The 20,422-nt window shown below is 63.0% G+C and carries 20 protein-coding genes; 14 read left to right on the forward strand and 6 right to left on the reverse strand.

The window, feature by feature from the left end; translation table 11 throughout:
• Window positions 1–11: 11 nt before the first annotated feature.
• The 6 genes from ACIBK6_RS17255 to ACIBK6_RS17280 form a co-directional block, all read right to left on the reverse strand.
• The gene (locus tag ACIBK6_RS17255; RefSeq protein WP_399052073.1) at window positions 12–539 is read right to left on the reverse strand and encodes a hypothetical protein; all 528 of its coding nucleotides are present in this window, start codon (window positions 537–539) and stop codon (window positions 12–14) included.
• A gap of 14 nt (window positions 540–553) precedes the next feature.
• Entirely contained in the window at window positions 554–688 is a 135-nt protein-coding gene (locus ACIBK6_RS17260; protein ID WP_399052074.1) for a hypothetical protein, read from the reverse strand.
• A gap of 75 nt (window positions 689–763) precedes the next feature.
• Window positions 764–1,645, reverse strand: a complete 882-nt coding sequence (locus tag ACIBK6_RS17265; RefSeq protein ID WP_399052194.1) for a PD-(D/E)XK nuclease family protein — start codon at window positions 1,643–1,645, stop codon at window positions 764–766.
• Window positions 1,545–1,772, reverse strand: coding sequence for a hypothetical protein (locus ACIBK6_RS17270; RefSeq protein ID WP_399052199.1), 228 nt, complete (start codon window positions 1,770–1,772; stop codon window positions 1,545–1,547). The genes ACIBK6_RS17265 and ACIBK6_RS17270 overlap by 101 nt, the downstream gene beginning before the upstream one ends.
• Window positions 1,773–2,139: 367 nt before the next feature.
• On the reverse strand, window positions 2,140–2,601 hold the full coding sequence (locus tag ACIBK6_RS17275) for a hypothetical protein (RefSeq protein ID WP_399052075.1): 462 nt from the start codon (window positions 2,599–2,601) through the stop codon (window positions 2,140–2,142).
• 42 nt (window positions 2,602–2,643) lie between these two features.
• Entirely contained in the window at window positions 2,644–3,282 is a 639-nt protein-coding gene (locus ACIBK6_RS17280) for a hypothetical protein (protein ID WP_399052076.1), read from the reverse strand.
• Between the two features lie 905 nt (window positions 3,283–4,187).
• On the opposite strand from ACIBK6_RS17280, the gene ACIBK6_RS17285 reads away from it, so the two are divergent.
• The 14 genes from ACIBK6_RS17285 to ACIBK6_RS17350 all read left to right on the forward strand — a co-directional run bounded on the left by ACIBK6_RS17285 (window position 4,188) and on the right by ACIBK6_RS17350 (window position 20,402).
• Window positions 4,188–4,538: an HNH endonuclease gene (locus ACIBK6_RS17285; protein WP_399052077.1), complete on the forward strand. Its 351-nt coding sequence runs from the start codon at window positions 4,188–4,190 to the stop codon at window positions 4,536–4,538.
• A gap of 24 nt (window positions 4,539–4,562) precedes the next feature.
• Entirely contained in the window at window positions 4,563–4,958 is a 396-nt protein-coding gene (locus tag ACIBK6_RS17290) for a hypothetical protein (RefSeq protein ID WP_399052078.1), read from the forward strand.
• A 19-nt stretch (window positions 4,959–4,977) separates the two neighbouring features.
• Window positions 4,978–5,547, forward strand: coding sequence for a hypothetical protein (locus ACIBK6_RS17295; RefSeq protein ID WP_399052079.1), 570 nt, complete (start codon window positions 4,978–4,980; stop codon window positions 5,545–5,547).
• 22 nt (window positions 5,548–5,569) lie between these two features.
• Entirely contained in the window at window positions 5,570–6,592 is a 1,023-nt protein-coding gene (locus tag ACIBK6_RS17300) for a hypothetical protein (RefSeq protein ID WP_399052080.1), read from the forward strand.
• Window positions 6,585–8,030 carry a phage portal protein gene (locus ACIBK6_RS17305; RefSeq protein ID WP_399052081.1) on the forward strand — a complete coding sequence of 482 codons (1,446 nt, stop codon included), beginning with the start codon at window positions 6,585–6,587 and terminating at the stop codon, window positions 8,028–8,030. Before ACIBK6_RS17300 ends, ACIBK6_RS17305 begins: the two co-directional genes overlap by 8 nt.
• A 65-nt stretch (window positions 8,031–8,095) precedes the next feature.
• Complete coding sequence (locus ACIBK6_RS17310; RefSeq protein ID WP_399052082.1) at window positions 8,096–8,680, forward strand: hypothetical protein; 585 nt, start codon at window positions 8,096–8,098, stop codon at window positions 8,678–8,680.
• Between the two features lie 25 nt (window positions 8,681–8,705).
• Window positions 8,706–9,713, forward strand: coding sequence for a hypothetical protein (locus ACIBK6_RS17315; protein WP_399052083.1), 1,008 nt, complete (start codon window positions 8,706–8,708; stop codon window positions 9,711–9,713).
• Window positions 9,714–9,854: 141 nt separating this feature from the next.
• Window positions 9,855–10,436 (forward strand): phage gp6-like head-tail connector protein, encoded by a 582-nt coding sequence (locus ACIBK6_RS17320; RefSeq protein ID WP_399052084.1) that lies wholly within the window; start codon window positions 9,855–9,857, stop codon window positions 10,434–10,436.
• Window positions 10,437–10,868: 432 nt separating this feature from the next.
• The gene (locus ACIBK6_RS17325; protein ID WP_399052085.1) at window positions 10,869–11,105 is read left to right on the forward strand and encodes a hypothetical protein; all 237 of its coding nucleotides are present in this window, start codon (window positions 10,869–10,871) and stop codon (window positions 11,103–11,105) included.
• A complete protein-coding gene (locus ACIBK6_RS17330; protein WP_399052086.1) occupies window positions 11,095–11,487 on the forward strand; it encodes a hypothetical protein in 393 nt (130 codons plus the stop codon). Before ACIBK6_RS17325 ends, ACIBK6_RS17330 begins: the two co-directional genes overlap by 11 nt.
• A 790-nt stretch (window positions 11,488–12,277) precedes the next feature.
• On the forward strand, window positions 12,278–12,979 hold the full coding sequence (locus ACIBK6_RS17335) for a hypothetical protein (RefSeq protein ID WP_399052087.1): 702 nt from the start codon (window positions 12,278–12,280) through the stop codon (window positions 12,977–12,979).
• 81 nt (window positions 12,980–13,060) lie between these two features.
• Complete coding sequence (locus ACIBK6_RS17340) at window positions 13,061–13,354, forward strand: hypothetical protein (protein ID WP_399052088.1); 294 nt, start codon at window positions 13,061–13,063, stop codon at window positions 13,352–13,354.
• A gap of 17 nt (window positions 13,355–13,371) precedes the next feature.
• Window positions 13,372–13,758, forward strand: coding sequence for a hypothetical protein (locus ACIBK6_RS17345; RefSeq protein WP_399052089.1), 387 nt, complete (start codon window positions 13,372–13,374; stop codon window positions 13,756–13,758).
• Window positions 13,759–13,769: 11 nt separating this feature from the next.
• Entirely contained in the window at window positions 13,770–20,402 is a 6,633-nt protein-coding gene (locus ACIBK6_RS17350; RefSeq protein WP_399052090.1) for a CHAP domain-containing protein, read from the forward strand.
• Window positions 20,403–20,422 lie beyond the last annotated feature (20 nt).

Consider the following 20,422-nt stretch of genomic DNA (forward strand, 5'->3'; position numbering starts at 1 on the left):
AGGGGGTGGGGTTACTGCTGCCAGGGGGCAGGGGCAGCGTTCTGTGTCGGCGGCGCCCATCCGTTGCTGTTCGTCGGCCAGGAGCTCGTTGCGCTCTCGGGGACCGGCTTGGCCTGAGCTGCGGCAGGCTGGGTGTACTCGGCAACGTAAATCTTGGCCGGATTGCCGAACTTCGAGGGACGCGTTCGGGCGAAGGTCAGCTTCAAGAAGGCGCCGCTGGCGGGGTTACCGGTGGCCGCACCTGCGCGCTTCATAGCGTCCCCGATGGCCGTAGCCATCTGGGATCCCACGGGCATCCAGACAGTACGGAGACCGTCATCCGAGTCCCCTCCCTCTGGAGTGGCCAGGGTGATGACACGCTGCCAGCGAGGATTTCCGTTGTGATCGGTGTCCTGCTGCTCGGTCCCGAACTTGTTGAGCGGAATCCGCTGGGACACGTTTTCTACGTACCCGTTGACTGTGTCTCCGACGTTGCTGAACTTGAAGGTCTTGCCCATGGGAGCGCTCGGGGCGAAGTCGTTGGTGGTGTTGTCGTGCAAGAGGAGGTCCCTTACTATCGAGGGTTGGTGGTCGCTATGACGGTGGCGCCAAGGTCGCCGAGGTTGAAGGCGGCCTGGGCCTGGTTGAGGAGGTCGGCGTATCGGGGTGCCGCTACGGCAAAGGCCTCTACGTTTGGTCCGACTGTCATGGGTGTTTCTCCGTGGAAGGCCACTTCGACATTGGGTGCCGGCCGGAATGTGCAGGTGAAGCCCGGATCGTTCACTCAGTTTCCCTTCGCCTTACAGAAGCGGCTGACTCCGCATGTGGCACAGTGGTCGCCAGGGTTGGCCAGGTAGACGCCGTTACGTTCCGCGGCGTCCATTGCTGCGTATTGCGCTTCGAGCCAGTGCTGGTCGATGCGTGTCAGGTCATAGGGCTCGGTGGGCCCTCCTTGCTTGGGTGAGCGGCCCTTGCGGGCGCACGTGAAGAAATCCCCCCAGGTGATGTCAATCTGGTAGGTCTCCCAGATCGCACGTCGATACAGGGCGAGTTGGAGGGCAGAGGACTGCTTCTTGGTGCCGGTTTTGATGTCACGGACGGTCAGGCCGTACGGCGTCTGTACGACTTGGTCAATGAATCCCCGGACGGGTACATCACCGAGGCGGATCTTGAACTCAAGCTCGATCGCCTGCTTGCCGTCCGGGGTGGTCCAGATGGACTCTCCCGACTGCTCGGCGTAGTCGATGTAGTCGAGTACCTGGTGTTCGCCGAGCTCGCGGCGGTCGGCTAGATCCTTGGCTCCCGACTTGAATCCGCCAGTCATCCACTGGCTAATGTCGCTCTGCTTCGCGAGGCCGGCCGCGAGTTCCCGCTCCCACGCATGTCGGTAGGAGGCGACCGTTTGAGCCCGGGAAAGACTTCGGCCGGATCGTTCGTACGCTTCGACTCCGCTGTGCACTGCGGTGCCTTGTACGAACCATCCGGCCGGATCGCTGGGGCGCCTATCTATTCGCTCCAGCTTGTACGCTTCGCCGCACTGGGCGTATCGATTGTATTGACTATGACTACGCGGCTTTCCTTTGCCGGTAGACGTCGGCAAATCTTCCCCCTCCGTTGACGGGCACGTACTCGAATCCCTCGACTTTCTCTGTCCGAAGGAAGTCATACCCGTCGGGGATAGCGTCGAAATGGGCACGGTGCTGCCGCCCGTCGGTCTTTTCGCAGTGATAATGAACAATGTGGTCGCCGTCGCGGTGCTCAAACCGTACAACAAAACCCGCTACGGCAGTCATCCCCCCGATGATCCGAGTTACCTCCGGAGCCACTTCGAGCAGTGACCGATAGCTTGAGGGAACCATGGTCGGTGTTGCCACTACTATCTTTCCCCTTTCCCTGTTGCGACAGGGATGCCGCGAGATCACATCTCGCGCGTCCGATCAGCCTTCTCCCACCCCGGCGAAGGCCCGAAGTCAACCTATGCAATGGTTAACGGTTCGTCAATTAGCATTAAAGTGAGCACGGCCTGACACTTTCAACAGGACTATTTTTCAACGGAGTTGATCATGTGAGTCGACGCACGCGTCTCGGATGCCGCCCAAAACGCCAACGAGCCGCTTCCCGAAGGGGGCGGCTCGTTTGCCTAATGACGCTTAACGGGCTCTAGCCCGCCTCGATCCGCTCGTAGAGCGATACCGTCTCAGCGGGCAACTCTGCCTCTACAGGGAGAACAGCAACCAAACCCCTGTGCTCAGGGGTACGGGGCACATAGTGCCAACGCTCGTCCGCAGAATAGGCGAGCGTCCGATCTGCGAGGCTCGCGATCCAATTGTGATGGTCATCAGCCTCTTTCTGGGTCAGCGCATGGTTCTGCAACTGGGCTTTGAGATGCAAACGAAGCATCCTAGCAGGCCTGGCGTTGTAGGCGTCGGTAGACACCTTGAAATCCCATGGCATCAACGCCCGGTAATCGATCTTACCTTCTTCATACGGGGCAAGAGCCTTGGTCACCGCGCCCTTGGTTACGCCATAAGCTCTGGCGATGGAAGCCTTGTCCTTGTACTTCCCCAGAGCGAGATCTCGGAATATCTCGCTGGCCGGGGGCAGGATGGGTGGGCGCCCCATTTCGGTTCTCCAATACAGATTGCTGTCACACTAACCGTTCCCTCACCAGAGAAAGTCACTACCACGGGCAGCAGCGCTTCCTGCTACTTCTCTGTCTACTGGCATGAGAGCCCCCTTGAAGTTCGGCCCACACTTGACGAGGATCGGATCCCTATCGGAACTGATCTTCATATCAAGCATTGGACTTGTCCCACGCGGCGTCTTGATTTTTCCGAACCGCGACAGAAGCCCAGGGTCCAGGGCCAGGAGCTCTGGCATATTCGCCTCCTTCCGATCCAAATGGTTCAAAAGGGAATGACAGAGCTCCCAGACCTTGCGGTCGTAGCTCAGAGACTCAACCCGACTGGGTATCACCTCTTGCATGGTGGCCTGAACTCCGGACACAACGAGTCCGCGGCCGTCTGGGATGGCCACACGCAGTTCCCCCTTGCATGTACGGCCTAGCTTATCCAAGTTGGCAAGATCCGCACGCGTGAGTTCAACTGCTGCCTCACACTTCGCATCCGGCACCTCACCAAGGGTTGGCCGCCCCACGGCGTACGTGTCGGTAGCCAGGAAGAACACTTCCGTATCCGATACATAGAACATGGCGGCGGGCACCGGTGAACGCGCAGGGGTGAACGCAAGAGCGTTGTAGGCAGCCCTCGCAAACTCCTCACCTTCTACTATGAAGTTGTGCAATCGACTCCCGTGATAGCCCCGTTGTTTCTGTGGTAGATCTCCTGCGGGACTGCATCCCATTCAGCTCGCGTGTGACGAATAATCTTTAAATTCATCCGCTGCACAGGCTTGACGGACGAGAAGACACTAAGCGCCTCTCGCTCCTGGCGACGCTTATTGCGCCACTTCTCCCGCTCACGTTGGGTATTGCTCATACTGGATCCTCAATAGAGCCTGATGATCCAGCCTCGGGACCCCGTCGATGCCGGGGCACTGCGGCAAGACCATCAGGGAGTTACTACTTACTGGCCGTCAGCAGTCAACGAACTGCTCATCAAGGCAGGCTTTCGCACCGCTCCCCGCGCTGGTGCTGTCGAATCGCTAGCACTGAGCATCCGGCCGAAGCCGGCAACGACGGGTCTTGTTCGACGGGCTGCAGAAGACGGTGAATCCTTGGTGGCTCGCAGGCCGCTGACGGCGGCGCCAACCAGAGTTGGCGCCTAGGTCTAGTGGGGCCTCCCGCGCTCTCGGGGTGGCCTCCGGGTGTTGCTCTGAGGTTGTCAATCCAGCAGAAGCCGGAGGGTCTCAAGCACGTGCTGTGCGGTGACAGACAGAAAGTTACTCAACTCTGTACGCTTAGGCAACTCGACACCACGTGACGACGATCACATCGCAGCGCGAGTGGGATCCGGCCTCCGTGACCATGCCTTAAGTATGAGAGGTAAGAAAAACAAAAACTCTTCTACTTCTTTAGAAGAGTAGAGACTTCCTTTATTTTCAATACTTAAGAGACTCCCCGCAGGGTTGATGCTCCCTTAAAGGTTTGAGCACCCCTGCGGGGTTTCTTTTCCCCGGGTGAGATTTCAACACGTCGACAGAGGCTGTGCAGTCTGGTCTCACCCGGGGCGAAGCCCCGAGGATTTCAAATGCCCAGAGCTCGACAGATCTGCTTCAGGTCCGGATGCCCCAGGGTAGCTATCAAGTCCGGCGGGTGTGCAGAACACGCACCCAAGTACATTGACCATCGAAAGCCCTGGGCCAACAAGTCCAAGAGAAACCAGTCACGTTCCACAGGATGGAACAGGATTCGTCTGGCAATCCTCCGGCGGGATAACTACCGCTGCTACCTCTGCGGAGCAAAGGCGAACGAGGTGGACCATATTGTTCCTGTCGCCTTCGGCGGTACCGAATCCCCACTGAATCTTTCGGCTTGCTGCCGGACTTGTCATCAGGACAAGACGCGCCGTGAGGCCCGACAGGGCCGCTACGGACACTGACTTATTTAACTCAAAGGAGCCTGCATGGCTGGCAGGGGTGTGCCGCCGAAGATCAACGCGGTACGCCGCAACAAGCACATGGAAGCACCTCTTACCGGTGCCGGTTCCAGCATCGTCCCCGAGCTTCCCAACGCCGAGCGATACCTTCCGGCGGTACAGGAGTGGTGGGAGACCTGGCGACGGTCTGCACAGGCTGAGCAGTTCCTTCCTACCGACGTGCAGCGCCTCAAGATCCTGGTCCTTCTGGTCCAGCGCATCTACGAGATGGAAGGTGCAGACCTCAAGGCGTATGCCGAGCTCCGGCAGCAGGAGTCCCTTCTCGGTGGCACGGTCCTCGACCGTCAACGGCTGCGGATGAAGGTGAAGAAGGACAGTGAACAGTCGACCGGTGATGACGTCCTGGACGACTTGATTGGATAAATAAGATCGAGGGAGGGCTGTGCCGCAGACGGGAAATCTCCCCGCGCATGAGCCTGACCTCACCCTCGGGCATCACATTCTGGCCTGGGCAGAGCGCTACATCGTCCAGCCCGATGGAGAGAACGCCGGAAGCCCATGGCGCTTCACTCCCGAGCAGCGTCACTTCATTCTCTGGCTCTACGCCCTGAAGCCTGATGGCGGTTGGGCCTATACAGAGGCCACCCTGCGCCGAGCCAAGGGCTTTGGTAAGACGCCTCTTCTGGCAGCGCTCGCGATCATTGAGTTCATCGGGCCTTGTCGTTGGACGGGCCAGATCAAAACAGCCAAGGACGGGACACTGATCCCGGTAGGCAAGCCGGTGCACCTCCCCCTTGTGCAGCTCGCTGCGACCTCACTGGACCAGACGGCCCAGACGATGGACATGATCCGCGGGATGCTCTCGGAGTCGCCGGCCGAGCGTGAATACGACCTGGACATCTCGAAGACGATGATCCAGTTCAAGGGCAACCGCCCTGGAAAGATCACGCCGGTTACGTCCTCGACTCGTGGCAATGAGGGGGCGAGGCCCACCTTTGCGCGGCCCCGGTGAGCTGACTGCTTGCCGGGGCCGCGTGGCGTTCGTCGTAGCCGATGAGACGCACCACTGGGTGCACAGCAACGCGGGCCCGGGGTTCTTCGAGACCCTGGGCCGCAACACCAACAAGACGTTGAGTCAGGGTTCGCGGGTCGTCCAGACGACGAACGCGTACGACCCGAACGAGGAATCGGTTGCTCAGCTCACACACGAGAAGGTGCTGAACGGCAACCCGCTGATCCTCTACGACTGCCGCGAGGCTTCCCCTGGTATCAACCTCAAGGATCCGGATGCAGTCCGGGCCGGACTGATCGAGGCCTACGGGGACTCCTGGTGGGCGCCGATCGAGCAGCTCGTCAGCGTCATCGTGTACGGCACCAATGCCGCCCATGACTACCGGTTCTACCTGAACAACATTGCGGAGTCCGCTGACTCGTGGATGAGTAAGACCGAGTGGGAAGCGTGCTTCACCGACGATGATCCGATCCGTCCCGGGGATCAGATCGCCCTTGGGTTCGACGGGAGCCTCTTCAATGACGCCACCGGGATCGTGGGCGTCCGTCTGAGGGATGGGCGTCTGTTCACGATCGGTGTGTGGGAGAAGCCGGAGACGGCCGGCCCCGATTGGGAGGTGGACGTCCTGGCCGTGGAGGCCGCAGTTCAACGGGCCTTCAGCGACTACACCGTTGAGTGGATGTACGCCGATCCGCCGCACTGGCAGGAGGCCATTGGCCGTTGGGCTTTGGCCTACGGCGACGACAGGGTCTTTGAGTACTGGACCAGCAAGCCCAGCCGGATGGTGAATGCCATCGAGCGCTTCCGTACCGCGGTGACCACCAAGGACCTCAGCCACTCCGACGAGACCAAGCTGACTCGCCACGTGCTGAACGCCGTGGCCCGCGAGGTTCCCCAAGGCGTGCTGATCCGCAAGGACTCCCCGAAGTCCAAGAGGAAGATCGACTTGGCCGTATGCGCCGTGTTGGCGTTCGAGGCGCGGGCCGATGCGATAGCCGACGGGCGACTGACGAGAAAGAGGAGACGCGTAGTCGGCTTTGGATAAGATCAGTAACTTCACTTCCCCACCCACCACCGCCCTTGAGTGGATCAACTACCTCCAGGGCAAGCATGGTTCACAGCTCTCGCAGATCCGCCGGTACGCCGAGTACTACGAGGGCCGCCAGGAGACGATGCCGTTCTCCCAGGCGATCTACAACACCGCCTTCGGCGACACCTTCCGCTCCTGGTCCGACAACTTCTGTGCGCTGATCGTCGACGCGGTCAACGAGCGCATGAAGGTCATCGGCTTCCGCATGACGAAGGATCCGGATGCGGATGAGGATGCCCACGCGATCTGGCAGCGCAATCAGATGGACGTGCAGTCCAGTGCGGCGCACCTCGACGCGATGATTCACGGCGAGTCCTACGCCATTGTGTGGGCCGGCGTCGATGGCGAACCCGTCATCTCCTGCGAGTCCGCAGAGCACGTAGTGGTGCAGTACAAGCCCGGGAGCCGGACTGAACTGGACGCCGCCGCGAAGTTCTTCACGGACGACTGGGGCCGCGATCACGTCACGCTGTGGACTCCGGAGTACCTCTATACGTCGGTGACCGGCGACCACGGATGGCTTGAGCCTGTACGGGCGCGGAACCCGCTCGGCGTGGTTCCCGTGGTACCGATCTCCAATCGGCTTCGGCTGACGGGTACCGCACAGTCGGACCTCAAGGCGATCATTCCCCTCCAGGACGCGATCAACAAGACGATCACCGATGCTCTGGTGGCCTCCGAAATGGCGGCCTTCCCGGCGCGCTTCGTCACGGGTCTGGAGATCGCGGAGGACGCCGACGGCAACCCGATCGAACCTTTCCGTGTCGCTATCGACAAGGTCCTCCAGGCCGAGGACCCGAACGCGAAGTTCGGACAGTTCCAGGCCGCAGACCTGTCGAACTACGGCACGCTGGTCGACCTGCTGACCAAGCACCTGGCGAGCATCGCCCGCCTGCCGCACTGGATGATCGACTCCACGGGACAGCCCGCAACAGGCGAAGGCGCCGAGGCCGCCGAGTACGGCCTGGTCGCCAAGATCCGGGAGCGGATCCTTCACTTCGGGCGTGCCTGGGTCGAGGTCATGCGCCTGTGCTTCAAGGTCAAGAAGGACCGCCGGGCCGACGCCTTCGACGCGTCCGTCATCTGGGCCGACGTCGAGAACCGGTCCGAAGCACAGCACATGGATGCCCTGGTAAAGCTCTTCTCTCTCGGTGTTCCTGCCGCTGTCCTGTGGGAGCGCGCCGGTTTCACTCCTCAGGAGATCGACCGCTTCCCTGCCCTCCTGGAGGACCAGGAGGAGCTGATCGGCTCCTATCCCTCTGCCATCTCCGGCGACGGATCCTCCGGCACGGACAAGACCGTTGATCCAGCCGAGATGGCTGCTACCGCCCCGCAGGGCAACGCCGGAAACTCCGCACGCAAGCGTGCAGGCGATGACGGAACGCGCCGCTAGAGCGCTCCTTCCCATGGCTCCCGCAACGGGAGCCTTCTGTACCTCCGAAACGGACTGATAGCCCCATGACTGAGCTGACTCCCGCCCCCGCTTCCACCAACGAGCCTGCCGCGAACTCGACCACTTCGGGGTCCGAGCAGGCGCCGGATCCGACTGTCCTGACGGCCGAGGTCGACAAGTGGCGTTCGATGAGCCGCAAGAACGAGAAGGCGTTCAAGGACGCTTCGAAGGAACTTGAGCAGTTCCGCCAGGCCGCCATGACCGAACAGGAGCGGGCCATCGAAACCGCCCGTGCCGAGGCTCGCACCGCTGCCCTCTCCGAAGTCGGGAGCCAGCTGGTGGCCGCTGAACTGCGCGCCCAGGCCGCAAGCACCGGCGCCACGCTCCCGGCCGCCGATTATCTGAACCTCTCCCGCTTCCTCGGCGAGGACGGCCAGCCGGACACCAACGCCATCACCCACTTTGTCACCACCCTGTCCACGAACACGCCGCCGCAGCCCGAGTACAAGCAGGACATCGGCCTTGGCCGCCAGGGCACCAGCCAGGCAGGACAGCTCACCCGCTCCGACCTCTCCCGCATGACGCCCGCCCAGATCAACGCAGCCCGCTCCAAGGGCCTCCTGGACGCGCTGATGCGCGGGGAGCTCTAACCACTCAGAAGGAACGTTTCTCCACTTGGCTACTGGCTTTTACAAGGACGCCGGCCAGCGACTCAACGCTGGCGTACAGGGCGTCTTCTCCCCCGAGATCTGGACTGCCCAGCTCCTACAGGACCTGGAACAGAACTCCATCCTGTCCTCCCCCCTCATCGTCAACAACAGCTACGAGGGCGAGTTCAAGCGTGGCGGCGACACCATCCGCATCCCGCACTTCCTCGACACCGTGGAGGACAAGGGTGTGGTGCCGTCGTACGGCGAGATCGGTACCGCCGACCATGCGGAGCTCGACTACATCCGCATGACGGTGCAGAAGGGCAGCTCCTTCCACATCGAGATCGATGCCCTGGATCAGCTCTTCACCCAGCCCGGCATCGCCAAGATGACCAACCTGATGGCCCAGCGTGCCAAGCAGGCCGCCAAGTCCATCGACAAGCTCGTGGCCAACACCATCGGGCACGCGATGAACGGCAAGGACTACAACAGCGCCGCGTCCGGCATCACCGACGAGACCAAGATGCTCGACCTGCACAGCAAGGTCGAGAAGATCGAACGCACGGCCAAGGACTCCGCTTACGACATGGTCCTTGAGGCGATGATGCAGCTCGACTACATCGAGGCTCCGGAAGACCGCTACCTGATCATCTCGCCATCGCTCCGCAAGGAACTCCTGAAGGACGAGATGTTCGTCAACGCGAGCTACTACGGCGGCCAGCCGGTCATCCCGACCGGCCACATCGGCCAGATCCTCGGTGTTCCGGTGTACGTCTCCAACCAGCTCGGCACGGTCAAGACGCCCAGCAAGCCGCTGGTGAAGCCCGCGCTCGATACGGCCCTGCGGAACGTTGACATGCTGCTCGGCGCGACCAACTGCGTGTCGGTGGTGATCCCGCATGCGGAGATGGCCGCGTACAAGCCTGAGAAGAAGTTCACCGACGCCATCAAGTCGCGTGTCCACTATGACGCGAAGATCATCAGGCCGGAGCAGCTGATCGCGGTGGGCCCGAAGTCGGCCCCTTCTCCCTGACCCTCTCCCCGCAAAGTGCCGTCACCGCAATGCGCGCTGCAGAGCGGATTGACGGTTGGGAAGAGGGTGACGAATCCGCCGCTCCCGCGGTGAAGAAGCCTGTCCGCCGGGCGCGGAAGAAGGCAGTTCCCAAGGAGGCTGATGTCGAGCCTCGCGACGATTGAGGACGTGGCGGCCCGGATCGGCCGCCCCCTCATCGAGGAGGAGAAGCCCCGCATCGGCGCCTTCCTCCTCGATGTTTCCACCCTGGTCACTGACTACTGCGGCACCGACTTCCAGCGTCACGACGACGGCCTGGCCGTGCTCGATCCGGTCTCCGGGGTGGAACTGCCGCTCCCCCGCTTCATGCTCCCGCTCACCTCTGTCATCGAGGTCAGGTGGGGTGACGGGACGCTCGTCGAGGACTGGTCTTACAGCCGCCGCTCTCTGTGGCGCGCTGGGGGGTGGCAGCCTCCCGCCAGTGGGAAGGCCCGCACGATTACCGTGCGGGCCTCCTACGGCTATCCCGCTGTGCCTCCCACGGTGACCGCCGTCATCTGCACCGAGGTCATCCGCTGGCTTGCCGTGCAACCCGGTGTCACCGCCGAAAAGGTCGGCGAACTGGAGATGCACTACGGCACAGCCGCCCCCACACAAAGCCTGTCACCCGCAGCCGAACAGGCACTTCGTAACCACCGGCGACGCGTCGCATCCACCCACGTGAGGAGGTCCCATTCGCTTTGACGATGTCCTCGACATCTACCGCGCCCCGATCAGCCAAGACGCCTACACCCGGCGCCGCGACTGGGACAACGCCCGCCGCATCTGGTCAGGTCCGGCCAGCGTCCAGCCCTACAAGGCGTACGAGGACCGCGACCCGTCGAACGAGACCGCAAGCACCATGCTGAACGCCTACCTGCCCATATCAGCGGAGCCGGATTCGGCTGACCGCGTCCTCTATAACGGGTCCTGGTACGACGTGCTCGGCGAGCCTGCTCGCTGGGACAAGGGACGCCTTCGCCACGTAAAGGTCCGCCTCTGGGGCGTGACCCACTGAGCCGGCAGCCCTACGAGATCGAGTGGGATCCCCGCGCAATCGTCCGTCTTGAGGGCAGTACCCAAGCCGCGGCCGAAGTCGAGAAGGCCACCCTGCGGATCGCTCGCCGCTATCGCGCCATGCTGGCCCGCTACAACCGAAAGCGCCCCAAAGGCAACAAGACTGCCGCCTCCATCAACGTACGCACCGCCATGGTGTGGATCGACGGGAAACCGGTCGGCGGTGTCATCCCCGATGCTGACGTTCCCAGCGGCGCCGCTCATGCGATGCACCTGGAGTACGGCACCAACAAGACGCCTGGCAGGCATCTGCTCCGGGATGCTGTGATGCGCGAGCGGACGACGCATGCGGACTGATCCGATGCGCGTCCTGCACGCCTACCTCACAGCCCTCCCGGAAACCGCCGGGATCCTCGTCTCCGCATCCCTCATCGACCGGGTCAAAGGACAACCGTCCGTGATCCTCGACGGCACCGGCGGATACCGCGTCGTACGCCATCGCGCCGACCGCGCCGACTTCACCATCAACACCTACCACCGCACCATGCACCAGGCTGCCGACCTGGCATTCGCCCTGCGGGAACGCCTCCTTGAAGAGCTTCCCGGAACGGTGGCCAGCGGCGGCCTGGTCCTCGACGTCACCGAGGTACACAGTCCGTTCTTCCTGGCCGACATGACCTCCGGTGAGTACCGCTACGTCGCAGCTATCGCGGTCTACCTCACCGAAGCGTCTGTCTAACACGCACAACTCAGACACAGTGTTTGATTTATTGCGCTGATACTTGGGCGACTTCCCCGCGGACGTGGTGGACGTGGACCGTGTGCACCCACTGTCACTCAGCGGCGGAGGACATAGACAGCAATGTGCAAGTGCTGGCCAGGGGTGCCACCAGCTCAAGACCGCAACGGAGTTCGGGGCTCCGGGATGATGTGCCCACGTGGCTCGGTTCTTCTCCGGGATACGACAGAGCCCCCGGACAGGCTATCCAGGGGCTCATCATGTTGCTCGTCTATGAACCGCCACACTGGCAGGGGCCGCCGCTCTGGCATCCGCAACTACAGCCCGGGCCGCATGTGCAGTCGCCAGCAACAGTACCTTCGTTCGAATTCATGGCGCCTCGCTTTCATTTTTCCTGGGGTCAACGGTCATCAATTGGCCGGGGATCGCCCAAATCCAGTGCTGCCCCTCGCCGATTCAAACTATGCGCCGTGGCTGAATTCAGTTGAGTTTGGGCTGAAATTAGCGGTAGGCGTGAAACGATATCCGTTTTCAGAAATGCCATTCGGAGCACCTGCCCTCGCTCGGAGATACCCCCTTGCCGAATCTCCGCCCCCCTGTTCGATTCCCGGGTGTCTGAGCTCACCACCCGGGGCAGCAGCCGGGTTGTGCCGCCCATCAGTAATCCGTCCCAACAGGGGCTGCTTTCCAAAATCTCGAATCTCCTCGCTTCTAATTCATGACTCGGCGCCCATATACTCGGGGTGGCCGTACCTTCGCATGTCCCCACCTCGTAAGGAACTGCCTGTCTGTGGCCAATGCCAACAATGCTTCTCAGATCCGCTTCGCCCCCAAGGGCAAGCTCAGTGTTCACTTCGGCGCCCTGCCCGGCGCCTCTCTTCCCAAGGCCGTTGATGAAGACCTCACGGCAACGGGCTTCATTGAACTGGGCTACACGTCGGAGGACGGCGTGGAGATCACGCCGAAGATCGAGACTGACGAACTGTCCGTGTGGCAGTCCAGCGTCCCGGTGCTGCGATACGTGAAGTCCGCAAGCTTCCAGATCAAGTCGACTCTCCAGCAGGTCAACGCCAACACCACGCGCCTGTTCTACGGCGCCGAGTGGACCAAAACCACGGAGAAGACGAAGGCCGGACGGGATCAGTACCGGCTCGACCTGTCCTCCAACCCCGATCTTGCGGAGATCTCGCTCGCGGTCGACTGGTCGGACGACGTTGCCTCCTATCGTGCGGTGATCGGGCGGGCGATGGTTTCTGACCGCGGCTCCATCTCTCTGACCCGCACCAAGAACCAGGGGCTTGAGCTCACGATTGACGCTCTCGATTCGGACAGCCTTCTGGGCTACTTCCTGAGTGATGACCCTTCGATCTCTCCGACCCCTCCGCCGGTCATTCCTCCGGCTCCGAAGTCTCTGCCGGACGCCGGCGGGACGTCTTCGCCGATTGAGAACCCGCTCGACATCGGCGGCGGCAACAAGCCGATCGGCGCCTGACTTATTGATTTAACGCCTTCCCGGGGCTGGCTCTAACCGCTCCGGCCTGTTCTTTCTCATCCTTGCTTACGGAGTATGACCATGGCTGCCACCACCACGAAGAAGACCACTGTCGCGAAGAAGGCCGAGGCCACCGACGCGCCGACCACCTTTGAGTTCAACGGTGTTGAGTTCACAATCCCGTCCGCGAAGAAGCTGCCATTCGAGGTCCTGGAGGCCATTGACGATGACCGAAGCGAAGTTGCGATCATCCGCTCCATCGTTGGCCCCGAGCAGTGGGTAGCGTTCAAGGACACCCGCCCGACCATCGAGGACTTCGAGGAGTTCGCCCAGGACGTGGCCGAGGCTGCCGGGTTCGGTGATTCGGGAAACTGATCCGCACCCTCACCGTGGTGAGGGAGCACAGCGACGCGCTTGAGGCCGACCTGTTGGAGTTCTTCAGCGTCGATCTGCTGGACCTCTGGACGGGTCGGATCTCACTGCGGCGCCTGCACGTATTGATCTCGTCTCTCCTGACTCGTCAGGGCACCGGTGCTCTGGTCGCCGCCATCGATGAGTCGGCCATCTGGACTCATGAGGCGCACATCCTTGCGCGGATCTCTGACGCGCTTGAGGCATCGAACTGGCTCTTCATCAGCGCCAACTCGACGGGTGACACCACCCTCGATGCGCCCGAGCCGATGTGGCGCCCTGGCATTGAACCTTCCGAACCTCCGGCCCCTGTTACGGCGTCGGGTGCCGATGTGGCGGCCTGGTTCGGTCACATGAACTCGCTTTAAGGAACGTGAACTTGGCTGGTGAAGACTCGGGCATCCCCGTAGCGCGGGCCAAGGTTCCCGTCACACCGACGCTGGATGAGTCCGGCGCTCGGCGCATGAAGCAGGCTGTCGAGCGGGCCATGGGCCAGGCCGGTGAAGGTGCTGGTGCCGCATTCGACCGGGGCTTTGTCCCCAGGGTTGATGCTGCCCTTGAGGGCCTGGCCGTGTCCTCTGCCGAGGCCGGCCGCCGCTCCGAAGCCGCCCTCAAGGCTGCCGCCACTCGGGCATCTCAGGCCCAGGCCCGAGCTATCGACTGGGTGGTGGAGAAGGAAGGCCAGGCCGTCGCCGCCGTCGTGAAGATGGCCTTCAGCGCGGCCGACGAAAAGCATCGCGCGTTGCTGGGCCTGTCCGCCCGGCACAAGCGGATCCTCTCCACGATGGGCCTGGACGAAGAGTCCGCCGTCAAGGCGATGGTTCGCGCGAGCCGACTCGGCGAGGCCCGCAAACAGCAGGCCTTCAAGGAGACCAGCCTCCAGTACAAGGCAGTCCTTCGGGAGAACCAGACAGCTCTTGTCGCCAACCTCCGTGAAGGACTGCGGGATTACAAGGCCGCAAAGAGCCAGGAGATCGCGGCCGAGCGGGAGGCCACGCTCGCCTACAAGGCCGAGCTCGCCGAGCGGCTGACCTCCCTGCGTACCGAGCTGGCCGCCGCAACCCGCGCGCAGGAGACCGCGTCGGCCACGCAGGCCGGGCTTTTCGCCACGGCCGCGACCCGGTGGAAGCGCGGTTCCCAGCAGATCGAGCACATGGGCACCCAGTCCGTGGAACTCGGCAACCTGATCAACCGGAACATCGTCACGCCCCTGGCCACAGCGGGCGGCATGGCGACCGTGTTCGGCATCAAGGCCACCGACAGCTTCGACAAGGCCGCCAACTCCCTTGGCGGGCTCGGTGTGTCGATCGGCGCCACGAAGCGCCTGCTGAACGATCTTCAGCAGTTCGCCATCAACTCGTCCTTCTCGCTGGACGACATGAACGAGTTCGCCCCGCAGTACGTCAGGATCCTGACGTCTCACGGCACCAAGCCGGACGCGGCAGCCACACAGTCTGAGGCGCTGATCAAGGCCATCGCGAACAATGCGGCCAAGGGCGGTATCACCGACCCTGACAAGCTCGCGCGGGCGATGCAGCAGATCGCGTACATCCTCGACACCGACAAGCTGACGCTGCGCAATCTCAAGCCGTTCGAGAACGCCACGAACATGAGCATGCAGCAGATCGCCACCATGCTCGGGTACAAGGATGCGCCGGGCGGCGGCACCACCAAGGCCAAGGGCCAGCACTTCAGCCAGGTCGGCGGCAAGTGGGTCAAGGACGACGACGGCAAGTTCATCAAGTCCGGCTTCCAGGACGGCAAGGCCGTCTACAAGGAAGATAAGGGCACCCCCACCAAGGGCAAGAGCGCGTCCGCTCAGCTCATGGCGGCCATGACCAAGTCAGTCGCGCCGTCCGGTCACGAGTTCATTGAAGCCCTGATCAAGTCCGGGGTCGGCATCGATGGCGCGGCCAAGCGCGCTCAGAACGCGACGGTCAAGGGCCGCCTCCAGGCGATGAAGGAGAACGCCCAGCGAGACCTCATGGGCCTGTTCGCCAAGCGCGACAAGAACGGGAACTTCGAGGTCCAGCGTGACCCCAATACAGGGATGCTCACGCACGTCCAGACCGACCTGTACAAGCACGTCCTCAAGGTCCTCGACGGCCTGCAATACCTGTGGAAGGTCAGCCTTCCCGGCCTGAAGGTCGCCGCGAAAGCATTCGTCGACGGCGTGAACAAGGTCATCGCCATCGCCACGACCACCGTGGAGTTCATCCGCGATCACCCGGCACTCGCCGGTGCCTTGAAGACCGCAGCACTGTTCTCCGTCAAGGCCCTACCGCTACTGATTGCCTTCGGTGTCGCCGCGAAGGTCCTCGGCAAGTTCGGCGGGATGGTCGGCGGTCTCCTCGGTTCCGGCAAGGTACTCGGCAAGGCCGCGTTGGGTACGGCCAAGGGCATCAGCAAGTCCGGCCTGGCCCTCTCGCGAGGCATCAAGCACACAGCAAGCGGGGCGATCTCGCGCCGCAACGGGGGCAGCTTCCTCGGCGGCTATCAGGCGTCCCGCAGCCGGAGCAATGCCGCACGGGAGGATGGTTGGGGCTGGACGAACCGGCTCCGTGACAGCCGTGACAACGCTCGCCGACGCTGGGGTGCCGGACGCGCCGAGACGATTCGTGGCTACGGTCGTGCAACCACTCAGTACGCCACTGGCGGGCTGATCGACTTTGATGAGCGCGATCGGCGAGCGCGCGACCGCGATGCGTTCCGGCGCCGTAACCGTGCTCTTCGCCAGTTCCGCAATGTCACTCCGCAGACGGCGGAGAACGCGGGTGAACTGGTCCGTAACGAGCGTGATATCCGTGCGAACCGGCAGCGCTACCGAGAGAACCGCCGCACGCCCCGCCAGCAGGCAAGGGCCTCTCGTCGCCAGACTCGCGAAGGGATATCCCGGGCGAGGGATGGCGGTGACCTCTCCGACGATGAGAGTGATCTCCTCAACCGCCAGCTGCGCAGTCAGCGCCGGGAAGAGGGACGAGAGCGGCGCCGCACTGCTCGCCGGACCGCAAGTGATCACCTCCCTGCCGTCCCGCAGACGCAGGAGGAGCGGATCCGGATCAACGTCTCCGAAGCGGAGACCGCGATCAAGCAGCTCCAGGAGAAGATCAAGGCACTCAACCTTGATCTCCGGCGCGTCAATGACGTGCGACTGGCCCATGTTCAGGGCGAGTTCGACGGTCAGCCGCAGTCGATCTCCCACATGGCGGTCAAGGCTCAGGACGCCATTGACCACATCCGCACGCTCGGTATCACGCCGCTCAACCAGGCGGACGTAGGCCAGCTCCGCGGACGTCTGGCCGGCCTGGAGGGCGGCTCCTCTCTGGAGTCCTCGGCGGCCAAGGCCGAGAGCGCTGTCAAGGCCATCAAGACCCAGGCCTTGGAACCACTGAACACCACCAGTCTTGGCCCTGCCCAGTCTGAACTCAGTGGTGAAACGACCTCTGTCGCTTCATCTGCCTCGACGGCTGAGCGTCATGTTCACGGTGTCGGCTCTGCTCTTACTGATCTTAATCAGGGGGCTTCGACTGCCCAGGTACGCGGCCAGCTCGACGGCGCAGAGGGCTCTGTTCGCACTGCCGCACAGGGTGCGAAGGAGTCCGTATCCCGTCTCGCGTCGGCTATCACCAACGTTGCGGACATCAGCCTTGAGGCGATCAAGGCACGCTTCAACGGCCCGGGAAGCCTGAAGAGTGCCGTTGACGAGGTGAAGGATGCGACGGGCCTTCCGACGTCCAAGACGGGTCTGAACTCGGCCCTGAGTAAGATCAATAATGTCGAGTTCAAGGGCGCCCAGGGCAAGCTCGACGATCTCAAGAAGAAGATCGAGAGCGTCACTGAAGCCACAGGTGCTCTGGTCCTGGCCCTGAAGTCGGTGGATGAAGCCACCGGCGGTGGCTCGTCCAAGGGCGGCAACGGCGGAGGAAGCGGCAAGGACAAGGGCGGCGGGAAGAAGACCCGTTCCGCGCCTGGTCCCACGCTTCGCGGCTTTGTTGATACCGGCGTTCACGCGTCATTCGGTGGCGGATCGATCGGTCCGGCTGCGGGTGGCGGGGCCTCTGGTCCGAGTGCTTCCGCTGCTTCTCCTGCTGGGTTCTCCCTCATGGCGGCGCCGAGTATGGCGCGCGCTGCGGCAGCACCAGCGGCAGGCGGACGCAGTGGCGGTGGTGGCGGTGGCCGACTGGGTTCGCTCTTCTCGCAGTTCGACGAACTGCGTCGCATGCTCGACCTGTCGAGTCTGGCCCGTACCGCTACGGCCGCACTCGGCGTAGACGGCGCCACGACCAAGCTCGGTCAGACGGGCGCGAACATCCGCGATTTCGTCGGCACCAAGGTCACGTGGGCCGGAAGCCGCTTTCAGGGCCTGCCCGACAACTTGCTCAAGTGGGTCACGAAGAAGCTGCCTCCGGCTCTGATCGAACAGGCGGAAGGTGCTCCGTGGACGCAGCTTGCCGGCCTCGCAACAGGACTGGTTTCGCCGGTAGTTGGCGACGCTTTCATGTCGCAGGTCTACCACGGTGACGGCAACATCGTTGGGCGTGCCAAGCGCATGGCCGGGGAGGTCTTCAGCCTCGATACCGTTGAGCAGGTTTTCGACAATCTGCTCAGCCTGATCAAGGACGTGTGGACGGGCGTCAAGGAACTCCTGTCGCTGGCAGGCCGGTTCATCACCGATCCCGGTGGCGTCCTCGGCGATCTGAAGGACTGGGCGACCGAGCAGTTCACCGGATTCGTCGGGATGTTCTCCGACGCCTGGCGGGCTATCGACGCCATCGCATCGAGCCCCTCCGGCTATGCGAAGGAGGTCCTGGACGATCTCCTCCAGGGCCTGAAAGATGCCCTGCCCAACATGACGGGCCTGTTCGACTTCTCCAAGGGCTATGCCTCGGGTGGCGTCGTGCCTGGCTACTCGCCGGGCCGCGACAGCGTCCGGGCCATGCTCAGCCCCGGTGAGGCCATCCTTCGCCCGGAGATCACGCGCATGCTCGGTTCCGATCAGATCGACGGTATGAACTCGGCGGCACGGGCCGGGAATTTCCAGGGCCTGGCCGAGTTGATCGAGCGCATGTGGCGCACGCTCATCGAACCGTCGTTCGTGTCGATGTCTCAGGAGGTCAAGACCGACCTCACTCCAACCACGAACGCGTTCAAGGCCACCAGCGTGGACACCTGGACGACCGTGGGCACGACGGTACGGGCCACATGGCAGAACGACGTCCTACCGACGACGAGCGCCTGGTCCTCGTGCGTACGTGGTGATCTCACCTCCTCTGAACGCGATTTCCTGGCCGCTCATCAGGGCGTTTGGTCGGCCGCTGCTCAGCAGGTTGATCAGTCGAAGGCATCGTCACTGTCCTCGTTCGGGTCCCTGGCGTCCGGCGTCAGCGGCCTGCGGGACACCTTCGGGTCAGCTGGATCGGAGATCACCAGTTCATGGCGCTCTGCCATGTCCTACGTGGACTCCTCCACGAGGTCGACACTGAACGGCCCGTACAACTCGGGTGTGGTGTCGATGACTTCGGCCATGGCCTCGCTGTCGGGTGCTCCGGCTCCCTTGAAGCCACTGAAGTTCGCGCACGGTGGTGTCGTTCCTGGCTATTCGCCGGGCAATGACACGGTGCCGGCCGTACTGAGTCCCGGTGAGGGAATCCTGCGCCCGGAAGTCGTTCGAGCCCTCGGGCCGGACGTCATCCACGCATGGAACCGTGCGGCCCGCATGGGCGGCAACATGTTCGCCAACGGTGGCATCGTCCAGCCCATCGGCTGGAAGTCCCCGACCGCAAGCGCATGGGTGGAGGCCCACAAGAACGACGCCTATACCGGCTATGCCGATGCCCTCGGGCACGGATGGTCTGAGATCGTCGAGGCGATGACACGCACGGTGAACGATGCCTTCGCCACTGCGGGTGTCGTCAGTTCCGGGACGGTGGAGCACTTCAAGGGTTCCGTCCTGTCCTGGGGCAAGTACCTCGATGACCACGTAGGCGGCGCATCAGCAGTGGTGAAGCAAGCTCAGCAGGAGCTCGGCTACACCGAGACCGGACCGAACATGGTCAAGTACAACCAGTTCAACGGTGAGGAATGGTGCGCTGACTTCCTCTCCTGGGTCGTCGACAAGGCCTCCGCGAACGCGTCGTACTGGAACAGCCCGACAGGGACTCCGGGCAGCCGTTGGCCGAGCGTTTCCACCTGGAACAGCGAGGCCGCGGGCTCGCAGATCTCCGCCTCACAGGCCCGTGCCGGTGACGTCGTGTCCTTCCGGAACGGCGGGCATATCGGCCTGGTCGAATCCGTCGCCAACGGCGTCCTGCACACCATCGAAGGCAACACCGGTCCGTCCGTCCGACGCCTCACACGGGCACTCTCGGACCCGGATCACGTGTTCCGGGCCAAGGGCGGCCAGGCCGAAGGAGCATCGTTCTCCGGCTGGCCCGGCGCGTACGCCACAGGTGTGGACATCCCGACTGCGGGCGGACTCGACGGCGGCACCCCCGAGCAGAACAAGGGCGTCGCCAAGCAGCTCCTCAACCAGATGGGATGGGGCAGCCAGTTCGGTGCGCTCGATTCCATGTGGTCGCGCGAGTCAGGGTGGTCCCAGTACGCCAAGAACCCGAGCAGTGGGGCGTACGGCATCCCCCAGTCGCTCCCCGCCGACAAGATGGCAACGGCTGGACCTGACTGGCTCACCAACCCCGTCACGCAGGAGCGTTGGGGGCTCGGCTACATCAAGGACCGTTACGGGGATCCGGCGAAGGCCTGGGATTTCTGGAAGCGGAACCACTGGTACGCCAAGGGCACCAAGAGCGCGTCACCGGGCCTGGCCCTGGTCGGCGAGCAGGGTCCTGAGTTGATCCAGATGCAGGGCGGAGAGCGGGTGTTCTCCGCTCGTGACACCGCCTCCATGATGGGCGGCCGGGACATCACGGTGAACGTGTACGCGGCTCCCGACGTGCCCACCGAGGAGACCATTCTTCGGGCTCTGGAGCGGGCGCACATCATGCACGGACTGTAGGTCGCGCGGCTCACCGTATT

This window comes from Streptomyces sp. NPDC050485, assembly GCF_044458185.1.
GTDB lineage: Bacteria > Actinomycetota > Actinomycetes > Streptomycetales > Streptomycetaceae > Streptomyces.

Excerpts from the sequence above, each read along its gene's own strand:
- ACIBK6_RS17325 (WP_399052085.1), top strand. The coding sequence starts at position 10,869 with ATGCTGGCCCGCTACAACCGAAAGCGCCCCAAAGGCAACAAGACTGCC.
- ACIBK6_RS17275 (WP_399052075.1), bottom strand. The coding sequence starts at position 2,601 with ATGGGGCGCCCACCCATCCTGCCCCCGGCCAGCGAGATATTCCGAGAT.
- ACIBK6_RS17265 (WP_399052194.1), bottom strand. The coding sequence starts at position 1,645 with ATGACTTCCTTCGGACAGAGAAAGTCGAGGGATTCGAGTACGTGCCCG.
- ACIBK6_RS17330 (WP_399052086.1), top strand. The coding sequence starts at position 11,095 with ATGCGGACTGATCCGATGCGCGTCCTGCACGCCTACCTCACAGCCCTC.
- ACIBK6_RS17285 (WP_399052077.1), top strand. The coding sequence starts at position 4,188 with ATGCCCAGAGCTCGACAGATCTGCTTCAGGTCCGGATGCCCCAGGGTA.
- ACIBK6_RS17270 (WP_399052199.1), bottom strand. The coding sequence starts at position 1,772 with ATGACTGCCGTAGCGGGTTTTGTTGTACGGTTTGAGCACCGCGACGGC.
- ACIBK6_RS17340 (WP_399052088.1), top strand. The coding sequence starts at position 13,061 with ATGGCTGCCACCACCACGAAGAAGACCACTGTCGCGAAGAAGGCCGAG.
- ACIBK6_RS17260 (WP_399052074.1), bottom strand. The coding sequence starts at position 688 with ATGACAGTCGGACCAAACGTAGAGGCCTTTGCCGTAGCGGCACCCCGA.
- ACIBK6_RS17290 (WP_399052078.1), top strand. The coding sequence starts at position 4,563 with ATGGCTGGCAGGGGTGTGCCGCCGAAGATCAACGCGGTACGCCGCAAC.
- ACIBK6_RS17310 (WP_399052082.1), top strand. The coding sequence starts at position 8,096 with ATGACTGAGCTGACTCCCGCCCCCGCTTCCACCAACGAGCCTGCCGCG.
- ACIBK6_RS17320 (WP_399052084.1), top strand. The coding sequence starts at position 9,855 with ATGTCGAGCCTCGCGACGATTGAGGACGTGGCGGCCCGGATCGGCCGC.